This is a genomic window from Holophagales bacterium (assembly GCA_016719485.1).
Classification (GTDB): Bacteria; Acidobacteriota; Thermoanaerobaculia; order UBA5066; family UBA5066; genus UBA5066.
This window is the reverse complement of the sequence record JADJZB010000014.1, coordinates 1-22,393: the sequence shown is the minus strand read 5'-3', so window position 1 is coordinate 22,393 and position 22,393 is coordinate 1. Positions and strand designations below refer to the sequence as shown.

Genomic DNA, 22,393 nt, shown 5'->3' with positions numbered 1-22,393 from the left:
TCCTCGCCGAGCGCGAACTCGAGCACGGAGAACACTTCAACCTCGGTCCTCTGACGCTCGTCGACCTCAACCTTCTGCGAGGTCCACCGCCGAGTTATCCAGAAACTCGCGTCGGGGGTTTCGAGCTACTGCCGCCCTTCCGTGTCGGGGCATCGCCGTCGCTAAGCCTCTGGTCGCGTCGGGCTTGCGGCTCGATTAGCTGCGGGCTCGTGTCGGATAGCCCCGAAGACCCGTGGGGGCTCATCACCTCGATCCGGGCCGAGACGGGCCTTCCTGCTGACCAGTTCGGTACGGTCGACATCGAAAGCGGCAACGTACTGCTCGACGCCACCGTCCTCGGCGTCTTCAACACGGTCGCGAGCGGTGCGAACCGAATCGCGAACTACGGCGCGAACGCGCTGGCAGGTCTGGGGTGGCTCCAGTCGAAGGCCGAGGACGTCGCCGTCGATCAGCTCGGGATGTCGCGAGCGGACGTCGAGTTCGCGAACATCTACGTGGCGACGAACCCTGCGAACGCTGCGCTTCTTGCACGCGGCGCGAAGGAAGGACTCGCCGCCGCTGGTCGCGCCGCCGATCGATTCCTAGCAAAGATGCCCGTTCATCTCGAACCGGGAGTCGAGACGCCGTCGGCGTTTGGGGCCGGGTACTTCGGGCGAACTCCTCGGACTCCGAGGGTCACGGGCACCACGCCAAGCGGCATACCGCGGGTTAGTCGGTCATGGCGTGGTCGATATGGTCCAGCGGCCGCAAGAGAGCATCACCTCGTGCCCCAGCAACTGCTCGGTGAGGAAGGCTTCACGCGCAGGCTTGCGGAGCTGGGGGTGAAGGATTCAGAAGCCTTCGTGCACAAGCGGATCGCGCTCCTCTCGAACGAACAGCACCAGGCAATCCACCAAGAGGGCTGGAACGATGCTTGGACGGCATGGCTTCGGAACAAACCAGACTTCACACTTGGGGACGTGGAAACGCAGATTCAGGTCCTCATGAAGCAGTACGAGCTTCCGAAGAGCTCTCGCAACTTCGCCCGCTCATACGGGAAGAACTGATGACCGCAGATGCTCTGTTTCAGAAGGCCCTGCTCCTCCTAGACCGAGGTGACTTGGTCCGCGGAGAGGAGGTGCTTCGTAGCGCGCTCGAGAAGGCTCGCGATTCTGGTGACGCGACAACGGAGGGCCGCGCCCTGTGCTGCCTAGGTGACTTACTCGTCCAGCAGGGTCGGAATGAGGAGGCCCAAGGCCACCTTTCGGCGATGCTCGCTCTGCCAGTGACGGACGACGTGCTGGACTTCGAGCGTAACGAAGCGGCCCGTCTACTGGACGAGATCGGGTCGGCGTAGAGCCCAGAGGACGCCGAGGCCCGAGGGACCGGACCGGAGCGGGGCACCGCACGGCGCCAGCGGGCGCCGTGGAACGGGGGGCGCCCCCGGGCGGCTCCGGCGGGAGGGGCGGAGGAGCCGGACGCTCTGCGAAGCGCGCGCCGGGCGGGGCCCCAATTTCCCCTGCCCGTCACGCGCCTCGCATCCCTGCCGCGGCGCGTAGCTGCGGCGAAGTGTCGCCTCCGCTCCGCGCGGCGTCAGGGGCGCTTGCCGATAACCGCGGTTATCGGCCCCGGAGCGGCTGAAGTCCCGCTGCGCTTCGCTGCGCGGGGGCGCCCCTCCCGCCTCCGGGTCCGGCCTTCGGCCGGACCTTTGACATAACGTCTGAACGCTATGTCAAACCGCCGGGGGCGAGCGGCGCGCGCTCGATCGCGCGGGCGCTGAAGGGCCTGGACACGGCGCTCGCGAACGCGCCGCCGCACGCGCCTGCGGTGCTCGCGAGCTGCGCTCCTCGGCCCGGCGGCGGCGCGAGCGAGCGCCGCGCCAGGCCATCGAGCAGCGGAGGCGTCGGCTACGCCGACGCGGCGCTGAAGCGCTGTCACTACGGGCGCGAAGACCGGGGCGCGGACCTCTGCGCTCCTCGCTTCGCTGCGGTGCTCGAGCACTGCGCCCCGAGCGCCCTCGCGCCAGCGCGACCGGGAGCCGCCGGGAGCGGCTAAGGAAAGAAGCCTCGCAGCCCTTCTCGCCGAACTTCTTCTGCACCAGAGGGCTCGCAGGCAAAGAACGTCTGCCACGGAGGCCGTGCAGGCTAACGATTTCTGCCACTTTCTCGGCGACATCACGAACGGCACCGCTCCTGCGCCGCCGACGTCCCGGCTGCGCCCCCGGTCCTCGGCGGTCAAGGAATCGGCTCTGGGAGCCTCGCGCTTCGCGCGTCCTTGACCGGCTCCGGGCCGGAGCGCGGCGTCCCTGATATCGCGGAGCCCATTCGGTCTCCGCGTCGACGAGTCGCCGCGGGACGACGCCGAAGCTCGAGCTGCCTTCTTCCTTTAGCCGCTTCCCTCGTCGGTCCCCTTCTCGGCGTCTTCGCCGTCGTCGCCGTCGTCGTCCGCCCTGGCGGGAGGCTGCGGATTCGAGCAGCCGCACTGCCAGGGCATTGAGCGCCGCGCCGTGAGGCGCCACCGCTGAAGGTGTGCCCGGCGCGAGGGCTGCCCCTCGACGCGGCCCTCGTGACGGGCCTTTAGCTGCCCGCGCGACCGTGAAGCGGAAGCTGAGCTTCCGTAGGCCGCGCGCACCTTGCGACCCCGGCGGTGACGGCCCCAACTTCGTTGGGCCGCAGGGCCGGCCTTGCGGCCGGCCCCGGAGGCGGGAGGGGCGCCCCTCGCGGCCAGCGGCCGCGAGCTTGAGACTGCCCCGTGGGGCCGAATGCGTATTCGGCCCCAGCGGCCCTTGTGCGACGCGGCGTGCAGGCCGCCCTCGGCCGGAGGGACGCGGTGCGGAAGGGATTCACGGCGCGTGACGGGCAGGGGAAATTGGGGCCCCGCCCGGCGCGCGCCGTGAAGAGCGGCGGCTCGATCGCCCCTTCCGCCGGAGCCGCCGGGGGCGGGGATCCGGACCCCTCCTCGGGCGGGGGCTTACTCCTCGCCGAAGAAGTCGGAATCGATGCGCTTGACGATGTAGGTCGTGGCTGGGGAGACGCCGAGATCGAAGTCGATCATCAGCTCGGCCAGCTGGGCACCGTCGATCAGCGCGACCTTCGAGTCGATCCCGGCGGCGTACTGGCGGGCCTCGTCGGAGAAGGCGCTCGTCGTGAGGAAGACGCCCTTGCGGGCCCTTCGGCCGTGCAGCGCTCCCACGAACTTCTGGATCTCGGGCCGCCCGACCGTCCCCTCCCAGCGCTTGGCCTGCAGGTAGATCACGTCCAGACCGAGCCGGTCCTCGTGGATCACCCCGTCGAGCCCTTCGTCGCCGGAGCGGCCGAGGGCCTTGCCGGCGTCCTGGCGCGAGCCGCCGTAGCCCATCTTCAGAAGCAGAGCCACCACCAGCTCCTCGAAGAACGTGGGCGAGCTCCTCTTCACCCGATCGAGAACCTCGGTGGCCAGGGCCTTTCGGATGCGCAGACTGGCCGACTCCAGCGTCTCCTCGGGCGTTGCGGAACTCTCCGAGTGCTCTTCTCCGGTACTCGAGTCCTCGGAGTCCTTCTTCGTCCGGAACTCCACGAACTCGGGAAACCGGTCGAGCACCCGGATGTCGACCCGGGGGAGCTTCTCGGCAAGGAGGGCCAGGCCGCGGGGCGTGATCTGGAAGTGTCCGCGCCGGGAAGAGGAGAAGAGCCCAGCCCGCTGCAGGTAGACCTTGGCCCAGGCGGTCCGATTCGCGAACACCGTCTGCCGGCCGCTCGGCAGCAGCTGGGCGGTGTCCTCCTCGGAGAGCCCCAGCCGTGCGGCCAGCAGTGGGCGGGCCTCGGCCAGCGTGTGCTCCTTGCCGTCGGCAGCCAGCTGCAGGATCGGGAGCATCAGGTCCTGAAAGCCGGGGACGCTCATCAGCCTCTGCCGTTGGCGATCTGGTCGATCTGCTTCTTGGCGATGAAGGCGTCGAGGAAATCGACGATCGACTTCAGGTCGTCACGCGTCACCACGGCATCGAGCTTCCGGAGCCGCTCGGCCAGGACGGGATAGCGGATCGCGGGGGGCTCCTGCCTTGCGCTTCGTCACGCCGAAGACCAGCTCGTCGGCGGAAACCTGGAGCACCTCGGCCATGCGGCGGATGCGCTCGAGTGTGGGCAGGGAGGTCCCCATCTCGTACTTGGAGACCTGGCGGACGTGGACCCCGATCAGGTCGGCCAGCTCCTGCTGCGAGAGGCGCCTCTCCTGCCGGAGCCGCTTGAGAGTCTGAGAGAACGCGGCCATCAGCAGCGAGTCTAGGGTCGGGTCTCGGATGAGCCTGTGGATGTCCATTGACAGAGGCATACTATACGCTTACCGTGCGTATACGCGTAAAGTATGCTTCGCGAGCCTGCTTTTCCCTCTTGACAGCCCCTCGCGAAAACGGCGTTTCGACGCGGCGGAGGTGACCGATGGCGCGAATCCCCGACGAGCTGCTCCGGCGCATCCGTGAAGAGGTCCCGCTCGAGCGTCTCGCGGAAGCCCGGGGTGTCGAACTGAAGAGGCACGGCGCCGACCTCATCGGTCGCTGCCCCTTCCACGACGACCGCGAGCCCTCCCTCGTCGTCACGCCGGCCAAGAACCTCTGGCACTGCCTCGGGGCCTGCCAGACTGGCGGCTCGCCGATCGACTGGGTGATGAAGGCCGAAGGGGTGAGCTTCCGGCACGCCGTCGAGATCCTGAGGGCCGACCACTTCCCGACGATGGCGTCGCTCGACACCCCGCAGCGCTCCACCGTCCCGAAGCTGGCGCCTCCCGTCGACCTCGATGCCGACGACCGCGAGCTTCTCGGCCAGGTCATCGGCTACTACCACCAGACGCTCAAGGAGAGCCCTGACGCCCTCGCCTATCTCGAGAACCGGGGCCTCGTGCATCCCGAGCTCGTCGACCGTTTCCAGCTTGGCTACGCCAACCGGACCCTCGGCTACCGCCTCCCCGCTATGAACAGGAGGGCCGGCCAGGAGATCCGGACCCGGCTCCAGAAGCTGGGCGTCCTCCGCGACAGCGGCCACGAGCACCTCAACGGCTCGCTCGTCGTCCCGATCCTCGGCGAAGGGGGCGAGGTCCTCGGCGCCTACGGCCGGAAGATCACCCCGGCGCACCAGCTGCGCGCCGGCACGCCGCTACACCTCTACCTCCCGGGGCCTCACCGCGGCGTCTTCAACGTCGGAGCACTCGTCTCCTCGAAGGAGGTCATCCTCTGCGAGGCCCTCCTCGACGCCCTCACCTTCTGGTGCGCCGGCTTCCGTAACGTCACGGCCGCCTACGGTGTCGAGGGCTTCACACACGACCACCTCGCGGCCTTCAAGGCGTACGGCACCGAGCACGTCCTCATCGCTTACGACCGCGATGAGGCCGGCGACAAGGCCGCGGAGAGCCTCGCGAAGAAGCTCACCGCGGAAGGCATCGGCTGCTCGCGCGTCCAGTTTCCGAAGGGAATGGACGCTAACGAGTACGCCCTCAAGGTCCAGCCGGCGGGGAAGGCCCTCGGGCTGCTCCTGAGAACGGCCGTGTGGATGGGGAACGGGCAAAGCCGCGAGCGCGGCAAGCGCCGGCTGCGCCGCCGCCGCGGCGGCTCGCCGCCTCCGGCCGGCTCCCGTCTCCGCGTCGCCCTCTCGCCCGCCTCGCCCGTCCCCGCCGTATGCACGTCCGAGCAGCCGGCCCCTTTAGCAGCTAAAGAAAAGAAGCTCCAGGGCGATGCCTCGCAGACGACCCCGAACCTCGACGAAGTCGTCGTCCCTCTCGGCGATCGCCGCTACCGCCTCCGCGGCCTGAAGAAGAACCTCGCCTGGGGCGTCCTGAAGCTCAACGTCCTCGTCACCCGCGAAGGCCCCGAGGCCGAGGCCCTCTTCGCGCCCCCGTCACCGCTCTCCGGCTTCTTCGTCGACACCCTTGACCTCTACTCGCCCGCCAGCGCGCCGCCTTCGAGAAGCAGGCCTCGCACGAGCTGGGCCTGATCGAAGAGACGATCAAGCGCGACCTCGGCCAGCTCCTGCGGAAGGCCGAGGACTTCCAGCAGGAGAGCATCCGCAAGACGCTCGAGCCGAAGGAGAAGGCCGTCCTTCTATCCGAGGAGGAGACGGCCGAGGCCCTCGCCTTTCTCCGCGACCCGAACCTCCTCGGCCGCATCCTCGAAGACTTCGAGACCGGCGGCCTCGTCGGCGAGGACACCAACAAGCTCACGGCGTACCTCGCGGCCGTCTCGAGAAAGCTCGACAAGCCGCTCGCCGTCATCGTCCAGTCCAGCTCGGCGGCGGGGAAGTCGGCCCTCATGGAAGCCGTCCTCGGCTTCGTCCCGGAAGAGGAGCGCGAGAAGTACTCGGCCCTTACGGGCCAGTCGCTCTTCTACTTCGGAGAGGGCAAGAGCCTCCGTCACAAGATCCTGGCCATCGCCGAGGAGGAAGGGGCCGAGAAGGCGGGCTACGCCTTGAAGCTCCTCCAGTCCGAGGGCGAGCTGTCGATCGCCTCCACCGGCAAGGACCCGCAGACGGGGCGCCTCGTCACGCAGGAGTACCGGGTCGAAGGGCCGGTGATGATCTTCCTGACGACGACGGCCATCGAGATCGACGAGGAGCTCCTCAACCGCTGCCTCGTCCTGACGGTCGACGAGAGCCGGGAGCAGACGAGGCGCATCCACGAGCTGCAGCGGAGGGCCTCGACGCTCGACGGCATCCTGGCATTGCGCCGTAAGCCGAAGGCGCTGAAGGTCCACCGCAACGCCCAGCGGCTCCTGCGCCCGCTCCTCGTCCACAACCCTTACGCCTCGCGCCTCACCTTCCTCGACGAGAAGACGCGGATGCGGCGCGACCACGTCAAGTACCTCAAGCTCATCGAAGCCATCGCCCTTCTCTTCCAGTACCAGCGGGAGGTGAAGACGCTGACGGTCGACGGAGAGATCGTCGAGTACGTCGAAGCGACGCTCGCCGACGTCGGCCTCGCCAACCGTCTCGCCTCCGAGGTCCTCGGCCGGAGCCTCGACGAGCTGCCGCCGCAGACGCGGCGGCTTCTCGTCCACCTCGACGACCTGGTCACGTCCCTCTGCGAGAAGCACGGCGTCGCGCGGGAGGACCTGCGCTTCAGCCGGCGAGACGTGAGGGCGGCGACCGGCTGGGGTGACACCCAGCTGAAGGTCCACATGGCGCGGCTCGTCGAGCTCGAGTACCTGCTCCTGCACCGCGGAGGCCGGGGCCAGAGCTTCGTCTACGAACTGCTCTACCGGGGAGAGGGGAAGGACGGCTCGCGCTTCCTCCCCGGCCTCCTCGACGTCACGGGCCTGGACGAGTACGACGGAGAGCGGTCGGGGTTTTCGGCCGAGCGGTCGGCCCCCGGTCGGCCCTTGGTCGGGGGGTGGTCGGGGGCCGGTCGGGGTGAGGAAGACGAGTCGGACTCCGCTCCCCATAAGCACTTGAACGGTTTCTCGCACGAAGGGGCCGAAACTCCGCTCCTCGGAGCCACGCTCGGAATCCCGTCGTACCCGCTACCCGAGCCGAAACTCGTCCTGCGCCGCGCAGCGGGTCGGCTGTAGGAGCCGGGCCGTGACGAGCCCGGCCCGAAGGCGCGCGGCGGCCCGAAGGAAGCGGGTCTTCGCCTTCCGCGACACGACCGACCCTCGCGGCTTCGTCGTCCTCCTGAAGGCCCATCTCGAGCACATGAAGGTGAGGGGCTACTCGCCCAGGACGGTCCTGTCGGCCGAGTGGTCCGTCTCGGACTTCGCCGTCTGGTGCCAGGAGCGCGACGTGATGAAGCCCCGCGACGTCACCAAGCCGATGCTCGAGCGCTACCAGCGGACGCTCTTCTACACGGAGAAGCCCGACGGCAGCCCGCTGACCCTCTCGACGCAGCACCACCGCCTCAGCTTCATCAAGCAGTACTTCAAGTGGCTCGCGCGCGAGAATCACCTCCTCTCGAACCCCGCCTCGGAGCTCGAGCTGCCGAAGGTGGAGAAGAGGCTCCCCAAGCACGTCCTGACGGCCACCGAGGCCGAGGCGATCCTGGCGCAGCCCGACATCCGGAAGCCCCAGGGCCTGAGGGACCGGGCGATTCTCGAGACCTTCTACTCGACGGGGATCCGGCGCACCGAGCTGTCGGGCCTGAAGGTCCACGACGTCGACACCGAACGCGGCACGATCACGGTCCGCCAGGGGAAGGGCCGCAGGGACCGGGTCGTCCCGGTGGGGGAGAGGGCCGGGGCGTGGATCGCGAAGTACATCCGCGAGGCCCGGCCGGACTTCGTCATCGAGCCGGACCGCGGCTTCATCTTCCTCGCTGGCGAGGGTGAGCCCATCGCGCCGAAGACCCTCAGTCTGTACGTGAGCCGTTACGTGAAGGCATCGGGCGTGGCGAAGACCGGCTCATGTCACCTTTTCCGGCACGCCATGGCGACGCTGATGCTCGAGAACGGGGCGGACGTGAGGATGATCCAGGCCATCCTCGGCCACGTGAAGCTGACGACGACGGAGATCTATACGCACGTGGCGATCACGAAGCTCAAGGAGATTCACACGGCTACTCACCCGGCGGCGCGGCTGGGGCCGGGTGGGGCTGGGAAGCGCGGAGGCAGCGCAGAGTGAGCCTGCCTCCGTGAGGCACGTATGTGTACACACCTGTTGACACATATCCACCGACAGGAGCAGGATGGAAGCGGAGACAAGGCCATGAAGACCGTCACCGTCCGCGAGCTCCGGAACCAGACCAGCGAAATCCTCAATGGTGCCGAGAACGTCCTCGTCACCAGCCACAGCCACCCCACCGCCCTGATCGTCCCCCTGAAGGACCCCAAGAACGTCCCTCTGGAGATGAGGCGGCAGCTCTACCTGACGCTCTCGGCCCAGCTCGCCGAGCAGCTGCAGGCCAAGGGAATCACGGAGGACGAGGCTCAGCGTGGTTTCGAAGACTTTAAGAAGCGTCGTCGCGGACGCTAACGTCCTGCTCTCGGCCTCTCTCGGGCACGCCGCGCGCAAGGTCTTCGAGAAGGCCCGGGTCTTTCACGTCATCACGACCGACGTCGCGGCCGGCGAGGTCCGGGAATACCTTCCTGTCCTCGCCGCCAAGGCTGGCCTGGACCGTGCGCCGATCATCCGGGTCTTCGACGCGCTGCCGATCGAGATCGTGCCCGAGAGCGGCTACCGGACACGGCTGAAGGATGCCGCGAGCCTCATCGGCAAGCGTGATCCCAACGACACCACGGTCCTGGCCCTCGCCCTGAAGCGGGGGCTGCCGGTCTGGTCGAACGACGACGACTTCGACGACGCCGGCGTCCTCGTCTTCACGACCGCGGAGCTGCTCGAGGTCCTCGGCTTCTCCTCCGCCAGGCACCGCTAGACTCCTCTCCGATGGCCGGACCGCGAGCGGAGGCGATCGGGCGAGGGCGCCTCGCGGCGCTCGTGCTGCTCCCTTCCCTTAGCTGCTCTTCAGGCTTTCCGCGCCGAGGCCTCGCGTACCGGCGTGTGGGAGTCGAACCCACACGCCTCCCTCACAGCGACAACGACAGACGCGGCCGGCCTGCTCGCTTCGCTCGCACCGGCTGCCGCCTCTGACATCGAAGCCGATGAGCCTGCGCGCTTCGACCTCGGCGACATCGAGCTCGTCGAGCGCGAGCTCGAGCACGAAGAACACTTCGACCTCGGCCCTCTGACGCTCGTCGACCTCAACCTTCTGCGAGGCCCGCCGCCGAGTTATCCGGAAACTCGCGTCAGGGGTTTCGAGCTTCTCCCGCCCTTCCGCGTCGGGGCATCGCCGACGCTAAGCCTCTGGCGGCGTCAGGCTTGCGGCTCGATTAGCTGCGGACTCGTGTCGGATAGCCCCGAAGACCCGTGGGGGCTGATGTCGAAGAAGGAGCAGGAAGCTTTCGATCGACGCCAGCAGAAGCTGATCGAGATGGCCAGCAATCCCTGCTATCAGCCCGGAGCGAGCTGTATGGGGGCGGGACCTTCATCGTCGGAACGACAGGAGTTCGACGAAGAGCAGGCCGCGATAGCTCAGAACAACCGCGAGGCGTACCGGTGGAAGCTGGCCCTCGTAGATGTACCGAACACGATTCCCGCGTTGGGAGCGCCGGCAGCTGGGGTGTATGCGCGGGCCAACCACCAGGGTGCGGCGAGTGGGCTTCGTGAATCGCTTCCCGCACGAGTCAGCAACCTATCGACATCTGGGCCTGCGCGGGCGGGAGGTACCCCTTGAAGCTACTCTGACTCGAACCTTCCAACGGGGCCGTTTCGTGTCGGACCTGACCTTGTACCAGCGCACGAGCCGGGAGGCAGGCGCCGATCGAATGTGAGCGCCAACAAGGTCACTGGAGATGCGCACGAGGTTCGAGTGGGCCACTATCTCCGCGACACTCGTGCAACGTTACCGAGCAGGTCAGCATTCGACCGAATACCGCTGATGGACCTGCCGCCTTCAGGTTTCGAATCGACTTCCTGGCGAACGAGCCGACCGACGGGAGCATCGTCGGCACGGAGGCGAAGGGGAGCGACACTGCTCGTCTGCGAACGAACCAGAAGAGGGATTCGAACTCGTCCGCGCCCATGGCGGAACGGTTGTCGGAGAGGCTGGTGGCGAGGCATTCCCGCCCGGGACTGTTCTGCCTCCCGGCACAGACATCGGCGTGACCCGGCCGGGCAATCTGCCACCCCCATACTAGGATGGCCGCCACTCTTGGAGGCCAGAGCCGTGACCGTTGAACAGCCCGATGTCGTGGACTTCCTGAGCGAGGATCCGGACTCCGGACGCGTCGTCCTGACGATCTCCGACCACCTTCCGTGGACCGATGGTGGACACCGGAAGACGCTCGAGAAGAAGGTAGAAGCCTACCTTCGGTTTATCGGCGGTACCGACCTGGTCGATCGCTACCCTGACCTTGCCGAGAGGGGGACAGCGATTGAGATTGTCCTGGAGCACGCTCCCCCTCAGGAAGCTATCGCCTTCCTTGAGAATCTGAAGGATCTAGTCAAGGGAACGGGTGTGGACTTCTTCTACCTTGAGTTGCCGAGTCGCTACCGCGAGTGAGCCCTGGGATGCACATGCTCGACGGGCTGGGACGGCTCCCGAAGCGGAGCACGCACGGCGCCAGCGGGCGCCGTGGAACGGGGAGCGCCCCCGGCGGCTCCGGCGCGCGGGGCGAGGAAGGTACGGGCACGAGCACGGCGCGCGCCAGAGGCACCTCCTCGGACCTCCTCCTGACGCGCGCCGTGCAGCGCCCCGCGGCCCAAAGCCGCGGTTTGGGCCGCGCCGGCTGACATGAAGCGCTCCGCTTCGCTGCGCGCAGGCCCCGCGCGCCTCCGGGGCATCGCCTCCACTCGCTGACGCTCGCTGCGGCGACGCCCTGCCGCCTAACAAGTTAGGCGGACACCGCCGTGGGCGTGCGGAGCTCGCTACGCTCGGTCGCTGAAGGGCCTGTCACGGCGCTCGCGAACGCGCCGCCGCACGCGCCTGCGGTGCTCGCGAGCTGCGCTCCTCGGCCCGGCGGCGGCGCGAGCGAGCGCCGCGCCAGGCCGTTCTTCAACGGAGGCGTCGGCTACGCCGACGCGGCGCTGAAGCGCTGGCACTACGGGCGCGAAGACCGGGGCGCGGACCTCTGCGCTCCTCGCTTCGCTGCGGTGCTCGAGCACCGCGCCCCGAGCGCCCTCGCGCCAGCGCGCCCGGGACCGCCGAGAGCGGCTAAAGAAAGAAGCCTGGCAGCCCTTCTCGCCGAACTTCTTCTGCACGTGGCTGCCCGGAGGCAGACAACGTCTGCCACGGAGGCCGTGCAGGCTAACGATTTCTGCCACTTTCCCGGCGACGTCACGAACGGCACCGCTCGCGCCGCCGACGTCCCCGGCTGCGCCCCGGTCCTCGGCCGTCAAGGAATCGGCTCTACGAGCCTCGCGCTTCGCGCGTCCTTGACCGCCTGCGGGCCGGAGCGCGGCGTCCCTGATATCGCGGAGCCCATTCGGTCTCCGCGTCGACGAGTCGCCGCGGGACGACGCCGAAGCTCGAGCTGCTTTCCTCCTTTAGCCGCTTCCCTCGTCGGTCTCCTGGTCGTGATCCTCGTCGGGCCCCGGCGTGGCGCGAGGCGTGCCGCGGCCGCACGCCCCGTGACACGCCATGAGCTGCCGCGGCGGCTTCGCCGCCGCCTGGACCAGCCTGGCGACCGGCTCGCGAGCGGCGACGACCCCGAACGCGACGACCGTGATGAACATCGAAAGGTAGACCACCTCGAAGCGGCGAGCCGGGTGCCAGGCGATGGCCGCCGCGCAGGGCCGGAGGACGCGGCCCCTTGAGGGCCGTGCCGCAGGCCCGGAGCCGCCTTGCGACGCCCCCGGCGCGGCACCAACGCCGTTGTGCCGCGGGGCCGCGGAGCGGCCCTGGAGGCCAGAGGGGCGCCCCCTCGCGGCTCACGCCGCGAGGGAAGAGAGCGGGTACGCGTCGGGCTAAGTGCACTTCGGCCGAAGCGGACCGACCCGGGCGCGGCGGCGCGAAGCGCCGGGACACTGAGGCCGCCCTCGGCCTCAGTGACGCGACCGGGGCGGGATGCGAGGGGCGTGACGGGCGGGAGGCCGGGAGGGACCCGCCCGGCGCGACCCTTGCGGAGCGTCCGGCTCGAACGGGCCTTCCGCCGGAGCCGCCCGCGGGTGCTTGGCCGTTCGTTCCCAGCGGATCGGCGGGGCGCGCCATCGCGTCGGCGACGGCGCGCGGGAAGAGTTGTTTGCGCCGCAGGTTCGGATGTCACCGACGTAAGGAGTTCCAGCCTCCCGGCCGGCCGCGGAGGTCAGTCCCACGGCTCGCCGCCGCTTCCGTCCTCGAGGTACCTCCCGCAGCGATCGCAGTCTTTCTGAGGAAGATCATCCACGTTGTCGATCGAGATGAAGGGGAGCCATTTCGGGAGCATGACGCCGTCTTCGAGGAGGTGGAGATGCTGGATGCAGATCGGACAGTAGACGAGGACGCCGTCGGTGAAGGCGATCACATTATCGGGGCTTTGGGAGTCGTTCGGGAGTGTAGGCATCGGGCGGAGGGTACGGACGCGCACAGAGAGATGGCGTCCTGGAGGGAAATCGGCGCGGCACGCGCTGAAGCGAACGGAAGCGGTTCATCGGCGGGACCACGCCAGATCGGTGGAAAGCCGTCCCTCTCGAGTATCGGCACGAGAGCTATCCGGTTCGGGTACATCGTGGCGCTTGACCCTAGGTACAGGTCCCGGTCGCACCGAGACCAGTTGACGAGGATTTCGTCAGTGAAGGCGTAGGGCTCGAGCTTGTGTTCGCTCGATGGAGTCCCTACGGTCGCGAGGTCGCCGACTCGACCTTCTCGAACAGAGTGCCGACGGGGACCTCTAGAGTCCTGGCAATCCGCAGAAGATTGATCACGGCGAGGTTCCGCTCTCCGCGTTCGATGCCGCCCACGTAGGTCCTGTCGAGTCCGCATCGGTCGGCGAAACCCTCCTGCGACCAACCTCTCCGTGATCGAAGCTCCCTGATACGAGATCCGAGGGCGGCGAGGTCCGCGTCACGAGGCATCAGTTGAAGCCTAGCGAACCCGTCGCCGATAAGGCTACGGTCTATGAAACCGCGGCTGATGATATACCGGTTGATGATACCGCGGTTTATAAATATCATGACCGTGTGAAGGGTTCCTTGAAGAAGGTCACACGCCTCTCGCTTTCCGTGCACGAGCCGACGGCTCCTGCACGGTCCTTTCGTGATGCGACCGAGCGCCTTTCGACCGTGACGAAATGGCTGTCTCTGCGGAGGCGCTCGTGTACACGGCGTTCGCCTGCGTTCTCTGACGGATGCCCGGAGCCGTTGTCGTGAAGGAGCCGACGAAACGGGCGCTGCGGATTCCCGCACCGGTTTCGAGGCGAGGCGGAGTCGAAAACCAGAGCCGGAAGTCAGCCGCAACCGAGGTGACAGAGTGGCTCGAGGGCGTGCTGGCCGATCCCGCCCTCGCGAGCGCGGTCGAGAAGCGACTGGCCGAGATGAAGGCCGAACAGAGGCGCGAGGCTACGCGAGCGAGCGGGCGCCCTCGGCAACGTGTTGGAGTTCCTCCCCGCGGGCCGGTTCCCCATGGTGAGGCCCGAAGCCGGCGAAAGACATCCACGAAACGGCGGGAACAGGCTCCGTTCGTCGTTGTTACGCCGTACCCGAACCCGTCCGCTATGGCTCGACGCCTCGGGATGAAGGCCGAGGACGTTGCGAGGCTCGACGAGCTCGTCGAGGCGAGGTGCGAACGAGGCGTCGCGAACAGGAATCGCGCGAAGAGCACGCCAAAGAGGAGAACGGGATGACCGAGAACGGGCTCGACCGCGAAGCAATGTCCGTCCCGTCCGAGCCGAGCGACGCCGAATCGATGGAGGAGCGACGGCGACGATTCCTCGTCGCGTCGGAGAAGGTGCGCCGTGCTCTCGAAGCCAGAGGTGTGACCGAGGAAGACGTCCAGCGGGATTTCGAGGCGTGGAGGGAAGCGAGGAGGCGAAATAGGGAAATCTCCGGCGGTCCCGGCACCTCCGCCGCATCACGCTCGTGAAACGGGAAGGCAAGCTCCGTCGCACTCCGGACCCCGGGTTCGCGGCAGGTCTGCGTCGGGCCGCTGCGAAGGCGAACCAGGGCGAGCGAGTGCGAGTACGGATCGGACGGCGACAGGTGGCGGTCGTCCCCGTGGAGGACCTCCTTTTCCTCGAGAAGCTCGAGGACGATGAGGACCTGAGGGGTATCCGCGCCTCTCGTGCCGAGACGATGCGGAAGGGGACGATCCCATGGGATGAGGTGAAGGCGTCGCTGGGCCTCGAAGAAGGCGACCACGAGCGCGCCGCGCTTCCGTCACGAAGGAAAAGGGAGAGGGCCGTGGACGAGATCAGGGCCCGCCTCGATGCCGAGGCGCGCACGCTGACGGTCTGGTTCGGGAGACCCGAGGATGAGCACCTCTGCGAGGAGGTCGGCGGGGGCGTCGTCCTGATCAAGGACGGCGGCGGGGGCGTGATCGGCCTCGAGAAGCTGGGATGCGTCGCCGAACCCGAGGGCCTCCGACTGGTCCTCGAGGAGAGCCGTGGCGCCGGAGACGGAACGCCCGAAGGGCCCGGCGTGCGCGTCGCAATCGGCGCCCCCTCACGGCCATCCGGTGCGCGTGAAGAAGGGCGCGCGCGTCGTCGGGGCCCTGATCTCGGATGAGGACCTCTCGCTCTTCCGGCACGTCCTCGACGCCGAAGAGGACCGGCTGGACGTCATAGCCGCCCGCGAGGCACTTCGGGAGCTCGGGAGCATTTCCCTCGAAGAGCTTGCGGATGAGATGGGCCTCTGATTCGCTATCGCGGAGCCGTTGCGCACGGGGCGGACGGCGAGTCCCCGAGTCGGCCGAAGGTGTGGGCGAGAGGCTGCGAAAACCCGAAACGGCTCCGGCGAACCAGCAGACGCAAGTCAGGGCCGTGCCTCCGACCGGACGAATCGGACCTAACCTGGCACCAGCACTTGCTCCCCACCCGACACGCCGAGAGGCCTCGAGTGGGGCTATTTCTTTCTCGGCGGGCTTCGTCGAACCTCTCTTTCAGGGGTCGTCCCGAGGCGACCGTGAGGCGCAAGGCGAAGGGCACGCGCATCACGGTCGATCCCCGACTCATGGGCGGGAAACCCTGCATCCGAGGGATGCGCGTGACAGTGGCGACGATCGCGGGCCATCTCGCCAGCGGGTACTCCGAGGCCGAGGCGCTGGAGCTCTGTCCACGCCTCGACGCCAAGGGCATCCGGGCCGTCGAGCAGTGGGCCGTGGGATACCGAGGAAAGGGCCAGAGAGCGGCCGTCCGCGGAGGTCGTGGTCGTGAGTGATCCGATGCTCGTCCTCCGTCTGACGGCCGGGGAGCTCTACGACCCGGAGGAAGCGCTCGACGTCTTCTGCGATGAGCGACTCGACTCCTACCGGAAGTGGCTGAAGGTCGGGTCCCGATTCGAGGCGGCGCTTGCGCTGCGGGACTTCCTCCGTGTTCGCCGCCTGTTCCGGACGATCGGGAGGCGGGCGGTGCGGGAGGTGGAGGGATGAGGAGACCGACCACTGGGCCGAGCCGACCGCGTGGGCAGGCGGAGCCCCTGTGCGACGCCGAGGCTCGCGTGGACATCGACCCGGCGCTCTGGCGCGACGAGAGGCGGGACGGCGGGCTGCTCCGCTGCACCCTGCGCGTGAACGGTGTCCCGATGCATCTCGAGGCCGTGGCCGTCCGGGTGGGCCACGCCGGGGGTGATGGTGGCCGAGGTGCCGGAGGACGAGGAGCGCCTGACGGCGCTCGACGGTATGTACTCGGCGCGATGGACGACGACGTCGATCGTTACTCCGGGCCGGCGAAGGGCGCGGCAGTACGTCCTGTTCGCGGTTCCGTTTGGAGACTGACGGTGCGCCGGCGGAAAACCGAGGTCATGCGCTGGATGGACGAGCAGCTGCGCGCTGACCCCCGGCTGGCAAGAGCCGTCGAGGAAAGGCTCGAGGAGATGCGCCGGGAGGCGGATGCGTTCGAAGCGCGGACCAGGGCCTCGACGGTGATGGGAGATCGGGGGAAAGGGCATGAACGAAGCGATTCCGGCCGCGACCTGGGTCGCGGCCGCCCTGAAGCTGCCCGCGGAGACGTGGGAGCTCCTCTTCGAGCTGCTCCTGCAGGACCTCCCGGCCGAAAACGATCCGGAGATAGAGGCGGCGTGGCTGGTAGAGGTCGAGAGAAGGATGAGGGAGACCGACCCGTCCCGGCTCATACCGGCGGACGACGTCTTCGCGAGAGTCCGCGCGATACTGAGAAGACCGCCACCGCCCCAGCCGCCCGTGGAGGTCGACGGCCTCGTCCTGCCCGTGCGCGACGTGATTGACGCCTGTCAGGCATTGCCGGCCGACGAGCGACTGCGGCTTGCAGGGAGCTACCTGCGCCGGGAGCGGGCGTCAGGCACGTCGCAGCATCCCAAGGTCTGGCTCGAGGACTCCGCCCGGTGGCTCGCAGCGGCTCGGGCCGCGCGGCGCGCCGGCGTGTAGAGGAATGAAGAGACGGGGATGTTCGACGTGTACGAGCCGGAGCCCGAGCTGACCTGCCCTTCCTGCTCGACACTGCTCCGAGAGCTGGCACGGGAAGGAGGGGCCTCGGCTCTGCCTCGTCTTCCGCCAGGGTGAGCCGGACGCGGTCGGCACGGCGCTCGACGGCCCGCCCGAGTATCGGAAGCTGTGCGGAGAACCGATCCGCCTTCCCCGGCGTTCCGGATCTACAGCCACGACTGCCCGCGCCACCGTCCGATCTACGCGCTGTGCGGGAGCGAAGAGGGCGTCTGGAAGCGGATCGAGATCATCCCGCCGGACGACGACGCCGAGTGACGTCGAGGAACCCCTCGGCGAGGCGTTCGCGATTGGAAGTGTCGAGGCCCTCTGCGATCCGCTCGAAGTGGACGTGTGGAAAAGGCGATCGCTCGAACCCGACGAGCACCTCGGCGAAATCGAAGTCCCCTCCTCCCAGCCCCCCGGAGCCAGCTGTCCCAGCCGACTCGAGGTTGGTCCGCACCATCTCGGCGCTGATCGAGACTCGAATGGGTGCGCCCTCCCTCAGCGGCGGGGCGCGCGCGAGAGGAAATCGCCGAGAGGGACGGCCTCGACGCCGGAGCCGAGCGGGAACGCCGAGGCGATTGGTGCGACAACCCAGGCCTCGTCGATCTGGAGGTCCTCGAGAGCGGACCAGAAGCCGCGGGTCACCGTCGGAGCGGACGACGCCTTGCACTCGACGGCGATCCGGCGCTTTCCCTTTTCCAGGACGAGGTCGAGCTCGGCCCCGGCGCTCGTCCGGAAGAAAGAGGCCCGCCAGCCGGGGAAGGCTCCGAGGATGTTCTCGAGGACGAGGCTCTCCCACGAAGCGCCCCTTACCGGGTGTCCGAGGAGGTCGTCGGGGGTGACGATCCCGAGGAGCGCGTGGAGGACCCCGGTGTCGCGGAGGAAGACCCTCGGGGACTTCACGAGCCGCTTGCCGAGATTCGCCTCGAGAGGAGGCAGCAGGCGGAGCATGAAGGTCCCCTCGAGGAGCTCGAGCCAGGCGCGAACGGTGGGGCGCTGACTCCGAGCGCCGACCCGAGCCGGGCGGAGTTCAGGGTCTGCCCGTGCTCGTGGGCGCACATCCGCCAGAGGCGCGCGAGCCGGGGAACGTCCACGCGCGCGGACGTCTCGCACGTCCCGCTCGAGGAAGGTCCGGACGAAGTCCTCGCGCCAGGCGAAGCTCTCCTCGTCCGTCGCGGCGAGCACGCTCCTCGGAAGCCACCGCGGAGCCACGTGGTTGCCAGTGCCTCGTCGATCCCGGCGCCAGACAGCTCGGGCAGGAGGAACGGGGTCAGCTCGACGAACGTGACGCGCCCGGCGAGCGTCTCGGAACTCTGGCGCAGGAGGTCCGGAGAGGCCGAGCCCAGGACGAGCACCTGGCCGTTCCGATCCTGCGAATCGACGACGGAGCGGAGGACCGGGAACAGGTCGGGGACCCGCTGGATCTCGTCGAGGCAGACCGTCTCGCCGGCGTGGAGGGCGAAGAACGCCTCCGGGTCGGTCAGCTTCGCCGCGTCCGAAGGCCGCTCGAGGTCGACGTAGAGCGACTTCGGCAGATGAGACAGGACCCTCTTCGCGAGCGTCGTCTTACCGCACTGCCGCGGGCCGACGATGGCGACGACGGGACTCCTCCGGAGCCGGAGGAGAACGTCCTTCTCGGTTTCGCGGGAGACGTAACCATGCATATCGGAAGTCTGAGCGCCGATTCTCTATAACACAAGGGCTCTGTCGCCGGCGCGCGGAAGTGCTGGTCAACGCGAAGCCCGGCGAGACGACGCTCGCCTCGGTCCCCGGGGCCCGCGGTCGTGGCAGTCGGCGCCGTCCCTACGCCGCCCGGAACGAGGAGAACGGGTCGACGTAGCGGGGCGGGATGGCGTGGTCGAGCCGCCAGGTGATGCTCATCGGCCGGGACCCGTGATGACGCACGTAGCGTGCGGGGCCGAGGAAGACGAACGGGGCGGTCGTCCCGAGGTCGGTGTCGCGGTTCTCGCGGACGAAGAGAAAGACCCTGTGGCCTTGGGCGTTGCCGTCGCGGTAGCGCTTGCCGGTAGGGGAGTCCTCGGGCGTTGTGCTCTGCGACTGCCAGTGGAACTCGGTGGGGCTGACGGCGTAGTCGGCGTAGCGAGTGGACGACGAGAAGAGCTTCTCGGACTTGTTGATCGTCACGAAGAAGAGGTCCGCGTTCTGGTCGCGGAGGAAGCGCACGCCAGTGCCGGCCAGCTTGCGGGGGGCCTCGAGAGTCGAATCGCCCGTGCCGGCGAGGATCTCGTCGCTCGTGTAGGAGTGGTGGAGGAGGAGCGGCCAGGTAGGCTCGGGCCGGATCGAGGTGCCGTGGGGACGGGTGGCGGTGACGAGCTCGGCGAGCTGCTCGAATTCGCTTGCGAGTTCGGCATTCGCGGCCAGCGCCCCGAGGACGGCCGAGCGCAAACGCGGGCGCGAGTCGTAGTCCCAGAGGAGACCCGCGAGCATGGCGAGGAGTCGGTCGTCGTCCGGGGAGGATGGGCCGCCGTCGGCGGATGCGGTTTTCCAGAGGTGCTGCCAGTTCTCCTGCCGGAGGCGGTCGGAGACGTGGAGGAGGCGCTCCATGCGGGCGTTGAGGAGGGCCTCACCGGCCGGGGTTGGCTCCGCGAGGAAGCCCGCCCGCCGGCGCAAGGCCGTCCAGCCGCCGACCGGCTTCGCATAGACGTCGTCGACGGGGCGGCGGGACTCGTCGAGGAACTGGCGGAGGGTCGTTTCCGCGCCACCGGGCCAGCGGAGGAGATCGGCCCTGAGGCCCGCGACGTTCGTCGCGAGCGCGCTCCGGAGGTTCTCGAGGACGAGCGACCGTGACACCTTGTCGAGGCGGAGGCTGCAACCGGGTGGGAGGAGCGGGAAGCCTCGCTCGACGTCCTCGACGAGGCGGCGGCGCGTCAGGCCCGTCAGGACCCAGAGCCGTTCCTCGAAGCGGAACTCCCGCCGGTGCTGGCCGATGAAGTCGAGGACGAGGACGGACGACTTCCCCGGCGCGAGGCGCAGGCCGCGGCCGAGCTGCTGCTGGAAGAGGAGCGCGCTCTCCGTCGGGCGGAGAAGGAGGAGCGTGTCGACGTCGGGGAGGTCGACGCCCTCGTTGTAGAGGTCGCAGGTGAAGAGGACGTTGACCTCGCGGCTCACGAGGCGAGCCGGGGCGGAGAAACGCACCTCGTCCGGGACGCCGGCGTGGACGGAGAGCGCCGGGATACCCGCCTCGTTGAACTTGCGGGCCATGAAGTCGGCGTGGGCCACGCTGACGCAGAACCCGAGGGCCCGGGCCGTGCGCGGGTTGCCGTGCTTCTCGCCGAACTCGTTGAGGATCGTCCGGACGCGCAGGTCGTTGCTCGTGTAGAGGTTCGTCAGGCCGTCGACGTCGTATCCCTTGCGGGACCAGCCGACGGTCGTCAGGTCGGTCCCGTCGGCGATGCCGAAGTAGTCGAACGGCGCGAGGAGGCGCTTGTCGAGGGCGTCCCAGAGCCGGATCTCGGCCGCGGGCCGGCCCCCGAACCAGTGGAGGATGTCCTTCTGGTCGGTCCTCTCCGGGGTAGCCGTAAGACCGAGGAGGATCCGGGGCCGGAGATGGTCCAGGATGGGCTGGTAGCTGTCGGCGGCGCCGCGGTGGATCTCGTCGACGACGGCGTAGTCCCAGTAGTCGGGGCCGTGGCGCGCGAGGAGCCCCCGCGAGTTGAACGACTGGACGCTGGCGAAGAGGTGGTCGACGGAGGCCGGCTCGTTTCCCCCGCCGAGGCGCTCGCCGAAGGACCCGTCGCGCAGGACGTTGCGGAAGGCGAAGCGGGCCTGCTCGAGGATCTCGTCCCGGTGCGCCACGAAGAGAAGGCGGGGCCGTCCGCCGGCGGACGCGGCAAAGCGCCGGTAGTCGAAGGCGGCGACGATGGTCTTGCCGGTCCCCGTCGCGGCGACGACGAGGTTGCGATGGCGGCCCGTGCTCTTCCCCGCTCGCGACGGAGGTCCTCGAGGATCTCCTCCTGGAAGGGGTGGGGACGGAGATCGAAGAAGAACCTCGGGGTCTCGCTTCGATCCGAGGCGGCGCCGAGGGCCTCCCGGAGCCTCTTCTGCCCGGGGGCGTCATTCGGGTGGAGCCGTTCGAACTCCGCGTTAGCCCAGAGCGTCTCGAACTCCCCGCGGAACTTCTCGATCGTGTCCGGGTCACTCTTCTCGGAGAGCTTGACCGTCCACTCGAGACCGTCGCCGAGGGCCGCGGCGGAGAGGTTGGCCGAGCCGACGTAGGCCGTGCTGAGGCCCGTCTCGCGGTGGAAGAGCCACGCCTTGGCGTGGAGGCGCGTGCGCCGGGTGTCGTACGAGATCCTCACCTCGACGCCGGGGAGGCGTGCGAGCGCCTCCAGTGCCGCCGGGTCGGAAGCGCCCATGTAGACCGTCGTCAGGAGCCGGAAGGACCGGTGGGCGGCGGCGAAAGTCTCGAGCGTCTCGCGCAACTGCTGCCACCCGCGCCAGGTGACGAACGCGACGATCGCGTCGACGCGGTCGGCCGTCGGGATCTCGGCAATGAGCTCGGCCCCGAACCGGGGGTCCCGCCGAGCCCCGGTGAGGAGACTCGTCCGCCCGAGAGGCGTTGCGGGCCGGGGCGGGGCGGCGGGAGGGATAGACGGCCTCGAGAAGACGGGCGGGGACTCGAGCCCTGCCCGAGACGCACCTCCTCCAGAGCCGAAGAGGTTCGCGAGAAGAGCCGTTCCAGGAGGTCGTTGCAGAGAGCAATCCTCTCCGGGCCGGCCTCCTCGCCCCGGATCTCCTCCAGGACTCGCTGGATTTCCGCGCCGACGGCGCGGGCCAGGAGCTGCGGCGCCTCGTCGTCGGTGACCCGGCGTTCCGAGACGCCCCGGAGGTGGAGCGCCGCGACGGCCCGCCGGAGGGCCCGGTATGCCTCGGTCAGCGGGACACCTTCCTTGTACAACGTGCGGAAGCGGGCGAGATGTAGATGCCGTAGTCGACGCCGACGCCGACGCCGAGCGCGACGACGGGGAGAGTGCTGACCTCAGGCCGATCTTCATCCGCCCGCGAGCGCGTAGGCGAGGAGCGAGACGAGGGCGGGCGGGACGAGGATGAGGGTCCCACGGAGGGACCGAACGTGACGAGGCAGAGGGACGATGACGGCCCCGTAGACCGGAGACAAATCGGGAACTCGGCCGCGGAGACGACCTCGTTCGTCGCGGCCATCACCCCGACGTTGCCGGTTGCGAGCCGAACTTCCCGTCGGGGTGGCCGTGGTCGGCCTCGAAGCGCTTCACCTCGTCGACGATCCGCTCGATCGTGTCGGCCTTGTGGTCGGTCGAACATCGTGACCGGCATGACGCTGCAGTCGGCTTCCAGGAGGCCGGACGTCGTCGGGATGTAGGTCACCGACTGCTGGAGG

The 22,393-nt window shown here is 68.7% G+C and carries 19 protein-coding genes and 3 pseudogenes; 15 read left to right on the top strand and 7 right to left on the bottom strand.

What is annotated here, in order from left to right; translation table 11 throughout:
* Positions 1-209 precede the first annotated feature (209 nt).
* Positions 210-1,046 (top strand): hypothetical protein, encoded by an 837-nt coding sequence (locus IPN03_09960; GenBank protein ID MBK9374030.1) that lies wholly within the window; start codon positions 210-212, stop codon positions 1,044-1,046.
* Positions 1,047-2,949: 1,903 nt separating this feature from the next.
* Here IPN03_09960 and IPN03_09955 read toward each other — a convergent pair.
* Both IPN03_09955 and IPN03_09950 read right to left on the bottom strand, forming a co-directional pair.
* The gene (locus IPN03_09955; GenBank protein ID MBK9374029.1) at positions 2,950-3,858 is read right to left on the bottom strand and encodes a restriction endonuclease; all 909 of its coding nucleotides are present in this window, start codon (positions 3,856-3,858) and stop codon (positions 2,950-2,952) included.
* Positions 3,859-3,939: 81 nt separating this feature from the next.
* The gene (locus tag IPN03_09950) at positions 3,940-4,224 is read right to left on the bottom strand and encodes a helix-turn-helix transcriptional regulator (GenBank protein MBK9374028.1); all 285 of its coding nucleotides are present in this window, start codon (positions 4,222-4,224) and stop codon (positions 3,940-3,942) included.
* A 167-nt stretch (positions 4,225-4,391) separates the two neighbouring features.
* Here IPN03_09950 and IPN03_09945 point away from each other — a divergent pair.
* The 6 genes and pseudogenes from IPN03_09945 (at position 4,392) to IPN03_09920 (ending at position 10,986) form a co-directional block, all read left to right on the top strand.
* Positions 4,392-7,504: pseudogene (locus IPN03_09945) on the top strand (toprim domain-containing protein).
* 10 nt (positions 7,505-7,514) lie between these two features.
* Positions 7,515-8,549, top strand: coding sequence for a site-specific tyrosine recombinase XerC (xerC, locus tag IPN03_09940; GenBank protein ID MBK9374027.1), 1,035 nt, complete (start codon positions 7,515-7,517; stop codon positions 8,547-8,549).
* Positions 8,550-8,633: 84 nt separating this feature from the next.
* Complete coding sequence (locus tag IPN03_09935) at positions 8,634-8,900, top strand: type II toxin-antitoxin system Phd/YefM family antitoxin (protein MBK9374026.1); 267 nt, start codon at positions 8,634-8,636, stop codon at positions 8,898-8,900.
* Positions 8,860-9,300 (top strand): PIN domain-containing protein, encoded by a 441-nt coding sequence (locus IPN03_09930; protein MBK9374025.1) that lies wholly within the window; start codon positions 8,860-8,862, stop codon positions 9,298-9,300. The genes IPN03_09935 and IPN03_09930 overlap by 41 nt, the downstream gene beginning before the upstream one ends.
* A 123-nt stretch (positions 9,301-9,423) precedes the next feature.
* Positions 9,424-10,158, top strand: coding sequence for a hypothetical protein (locus IPN03_09925; protein MBK9374024.1), 735 nt, complete (start codon positions 9,424-9,426; stop codon positions 10,156-10,158).
* Positions 10,159-10,635: 477 nt separating this feature from the next.
* A complete protein-coding gene (locus tag IPN03_09920) occupies positions 10,636-10,986 on the top strand; it encodes a hypothetical protein (protein MBK9374023.1) in 351 nt (116 codons plus the stop codon).
* Between the two features lie 983 nt (positions 10,987-11,969).
* On the opposite strand, the gene IPN03_09915 is transcribed toward IPN03_09920, so the two are convergent.
* From IPN03_09915 to IPN03_09905, 3 genes are all read right to left on the bottom strand, one after another.
* Positions 11,970-12,158, bottom strand: a complete 189-nt coding sequence (locus IPN03_09915; protein ID MBK9374022.1) for a hypothetical protein — start codon at positions 12,156-12,158, stop codon at positions 11,970-11,972.
* A 569-nt stretch (positions 12,159-12,727) separates the two neighbouring features.
* A complete protein-coding gene (locus tag IPN03_09910; protein ID MBK9374021.1) occupies positions 12,728-12,964 on the bottom strand; it encodes a hypothetical protein in 237 nt (78 codons plus the stop codon).
* 271 nt (positions 12,965-13,235) lie between these two features.
* Complete coding sequence (locus IPN03_09905) at positions 13,236-13,475, bottom strand: helix-turn-helix transcriptional regulator (GenBank protein ID MBK9374020.1); 240 nt, start codon at positions 13,473-13,475, stop codon at positions 13,236-13,238.
* A 763-nt stretch (positions 13,476-14,238) separates the two neighbouring features.
* Here IPN03_09905 and IPN03_09900 point away from each other — a divergent pair.
* The 8 genes and pseudogenes from IPN03_09900 (at position 14,239) to IPN03_09865 (ending at position 17,289) form a co-directional block, all read left to right on the top strand.
* Complete coding sequence (locus IPN03_09900) at positions 14,239-14,481, top strand: hypothetical protein (protein ID MBK9374019.1); 243 nt, start codon at positions 14,239-14,241, stop codon at positions 14,479-14,481.
* Positions 14,482-14,798: 317 nt separating this feature from the next.
* Positions 14,799-14,951 (top strand): annotated as a pseudogene (locus IPN03_09895) (DUF2283 domain-containing protein).
* 127 nt (positions 14,952-15,078) lie between these two features.
* Positions 15,079-15,252, top strand: coding sequence for a hypothetical protein (locus tag IPN03_09890; protein ID MBK9374018.1), 174 nt, complete (start codon positions 15,079-15,081; stop codon positions 15,250-15,252).
* A gap of 314 nt (positions 15,253-15,566) precedes the next feature.
* Positions 15,567-15,773, top strand: coding sequence for a DUF433 domain-containing protein (locus tag IPN03_09885; protein MBK9374017.1), 207 nt, complete (start codon positions 15,567-15,569; stop codon positions 15,771-15,773).
* A 4-nt stretch (positions 15,774-15,777) separates the two neighbouring features.
* Positions 15,778-15,984, top strand: a complete 207-nt coding sequence (locus tag IPN03_09880) for a hypothetical protein (GenBank protein ID MBK9374016.1) — start codon at positions 15,778-15,780, stop codon at positions 15,982-15,984.
* 144 nt (positions 15,985-16,128) lie between these two features.
* Positions 16,129-16,329, top strand: coding sequence for a hypothetical protein (locus IPN03_09875; protein ID MBK9374015.1), 201 nt, complete (start codon positions 16,129-16,131; stop codon positions 16,327-16,329).
* Positions 16,330-16,500: 171 nt separating this feature from the next.
* On the top strand, positions 16,501-16,956 hold the full coding sequence (locus IPN03_09870) for a hypothetical protein (GenBank protein MBK9374014.1): 456 nt from the start codon (positions 16,501-16,503) through the stop codon (positions 16,954-16,956).
* Positions 16,957-17,142: 186 nt separating this feature from the next.
* The gene (locus IPN03_09865; protein MBK9374013.1) at positions 17,143-17,289 is read left to right on the top strand and encodes a hypothetical protein; all 147 of its coding nucleotides are present in this window, start codon (positions 17,143-17,145) and stop codon (positions 17,287-17,289) included.
* 225 nt (positions 17,290-17,514) lie between these two features.
* Here the strand turns inward: IPN03_09865 and IPN03_09860 are convergent.
* Positions 17,515-18,680, bottom strand: a pseudogene (locus tag IPN03_09860) (ATP-binding protein).
* Between the two features lie 139 nt (positions 18,681-18,819).
* Complete coding sequence (locus tag IPN03_09855; protein ID MBK9374012.1) at positions 18,820-20,832, bottom strand: DUF3427 domain-containing protein; 2,013 nt, start codon at positions 20,830-20,832, stop codon at positions 18,820-18,822.
* Positions 20,833-22,393 lie beyond the last annotated feature (1,561 nt).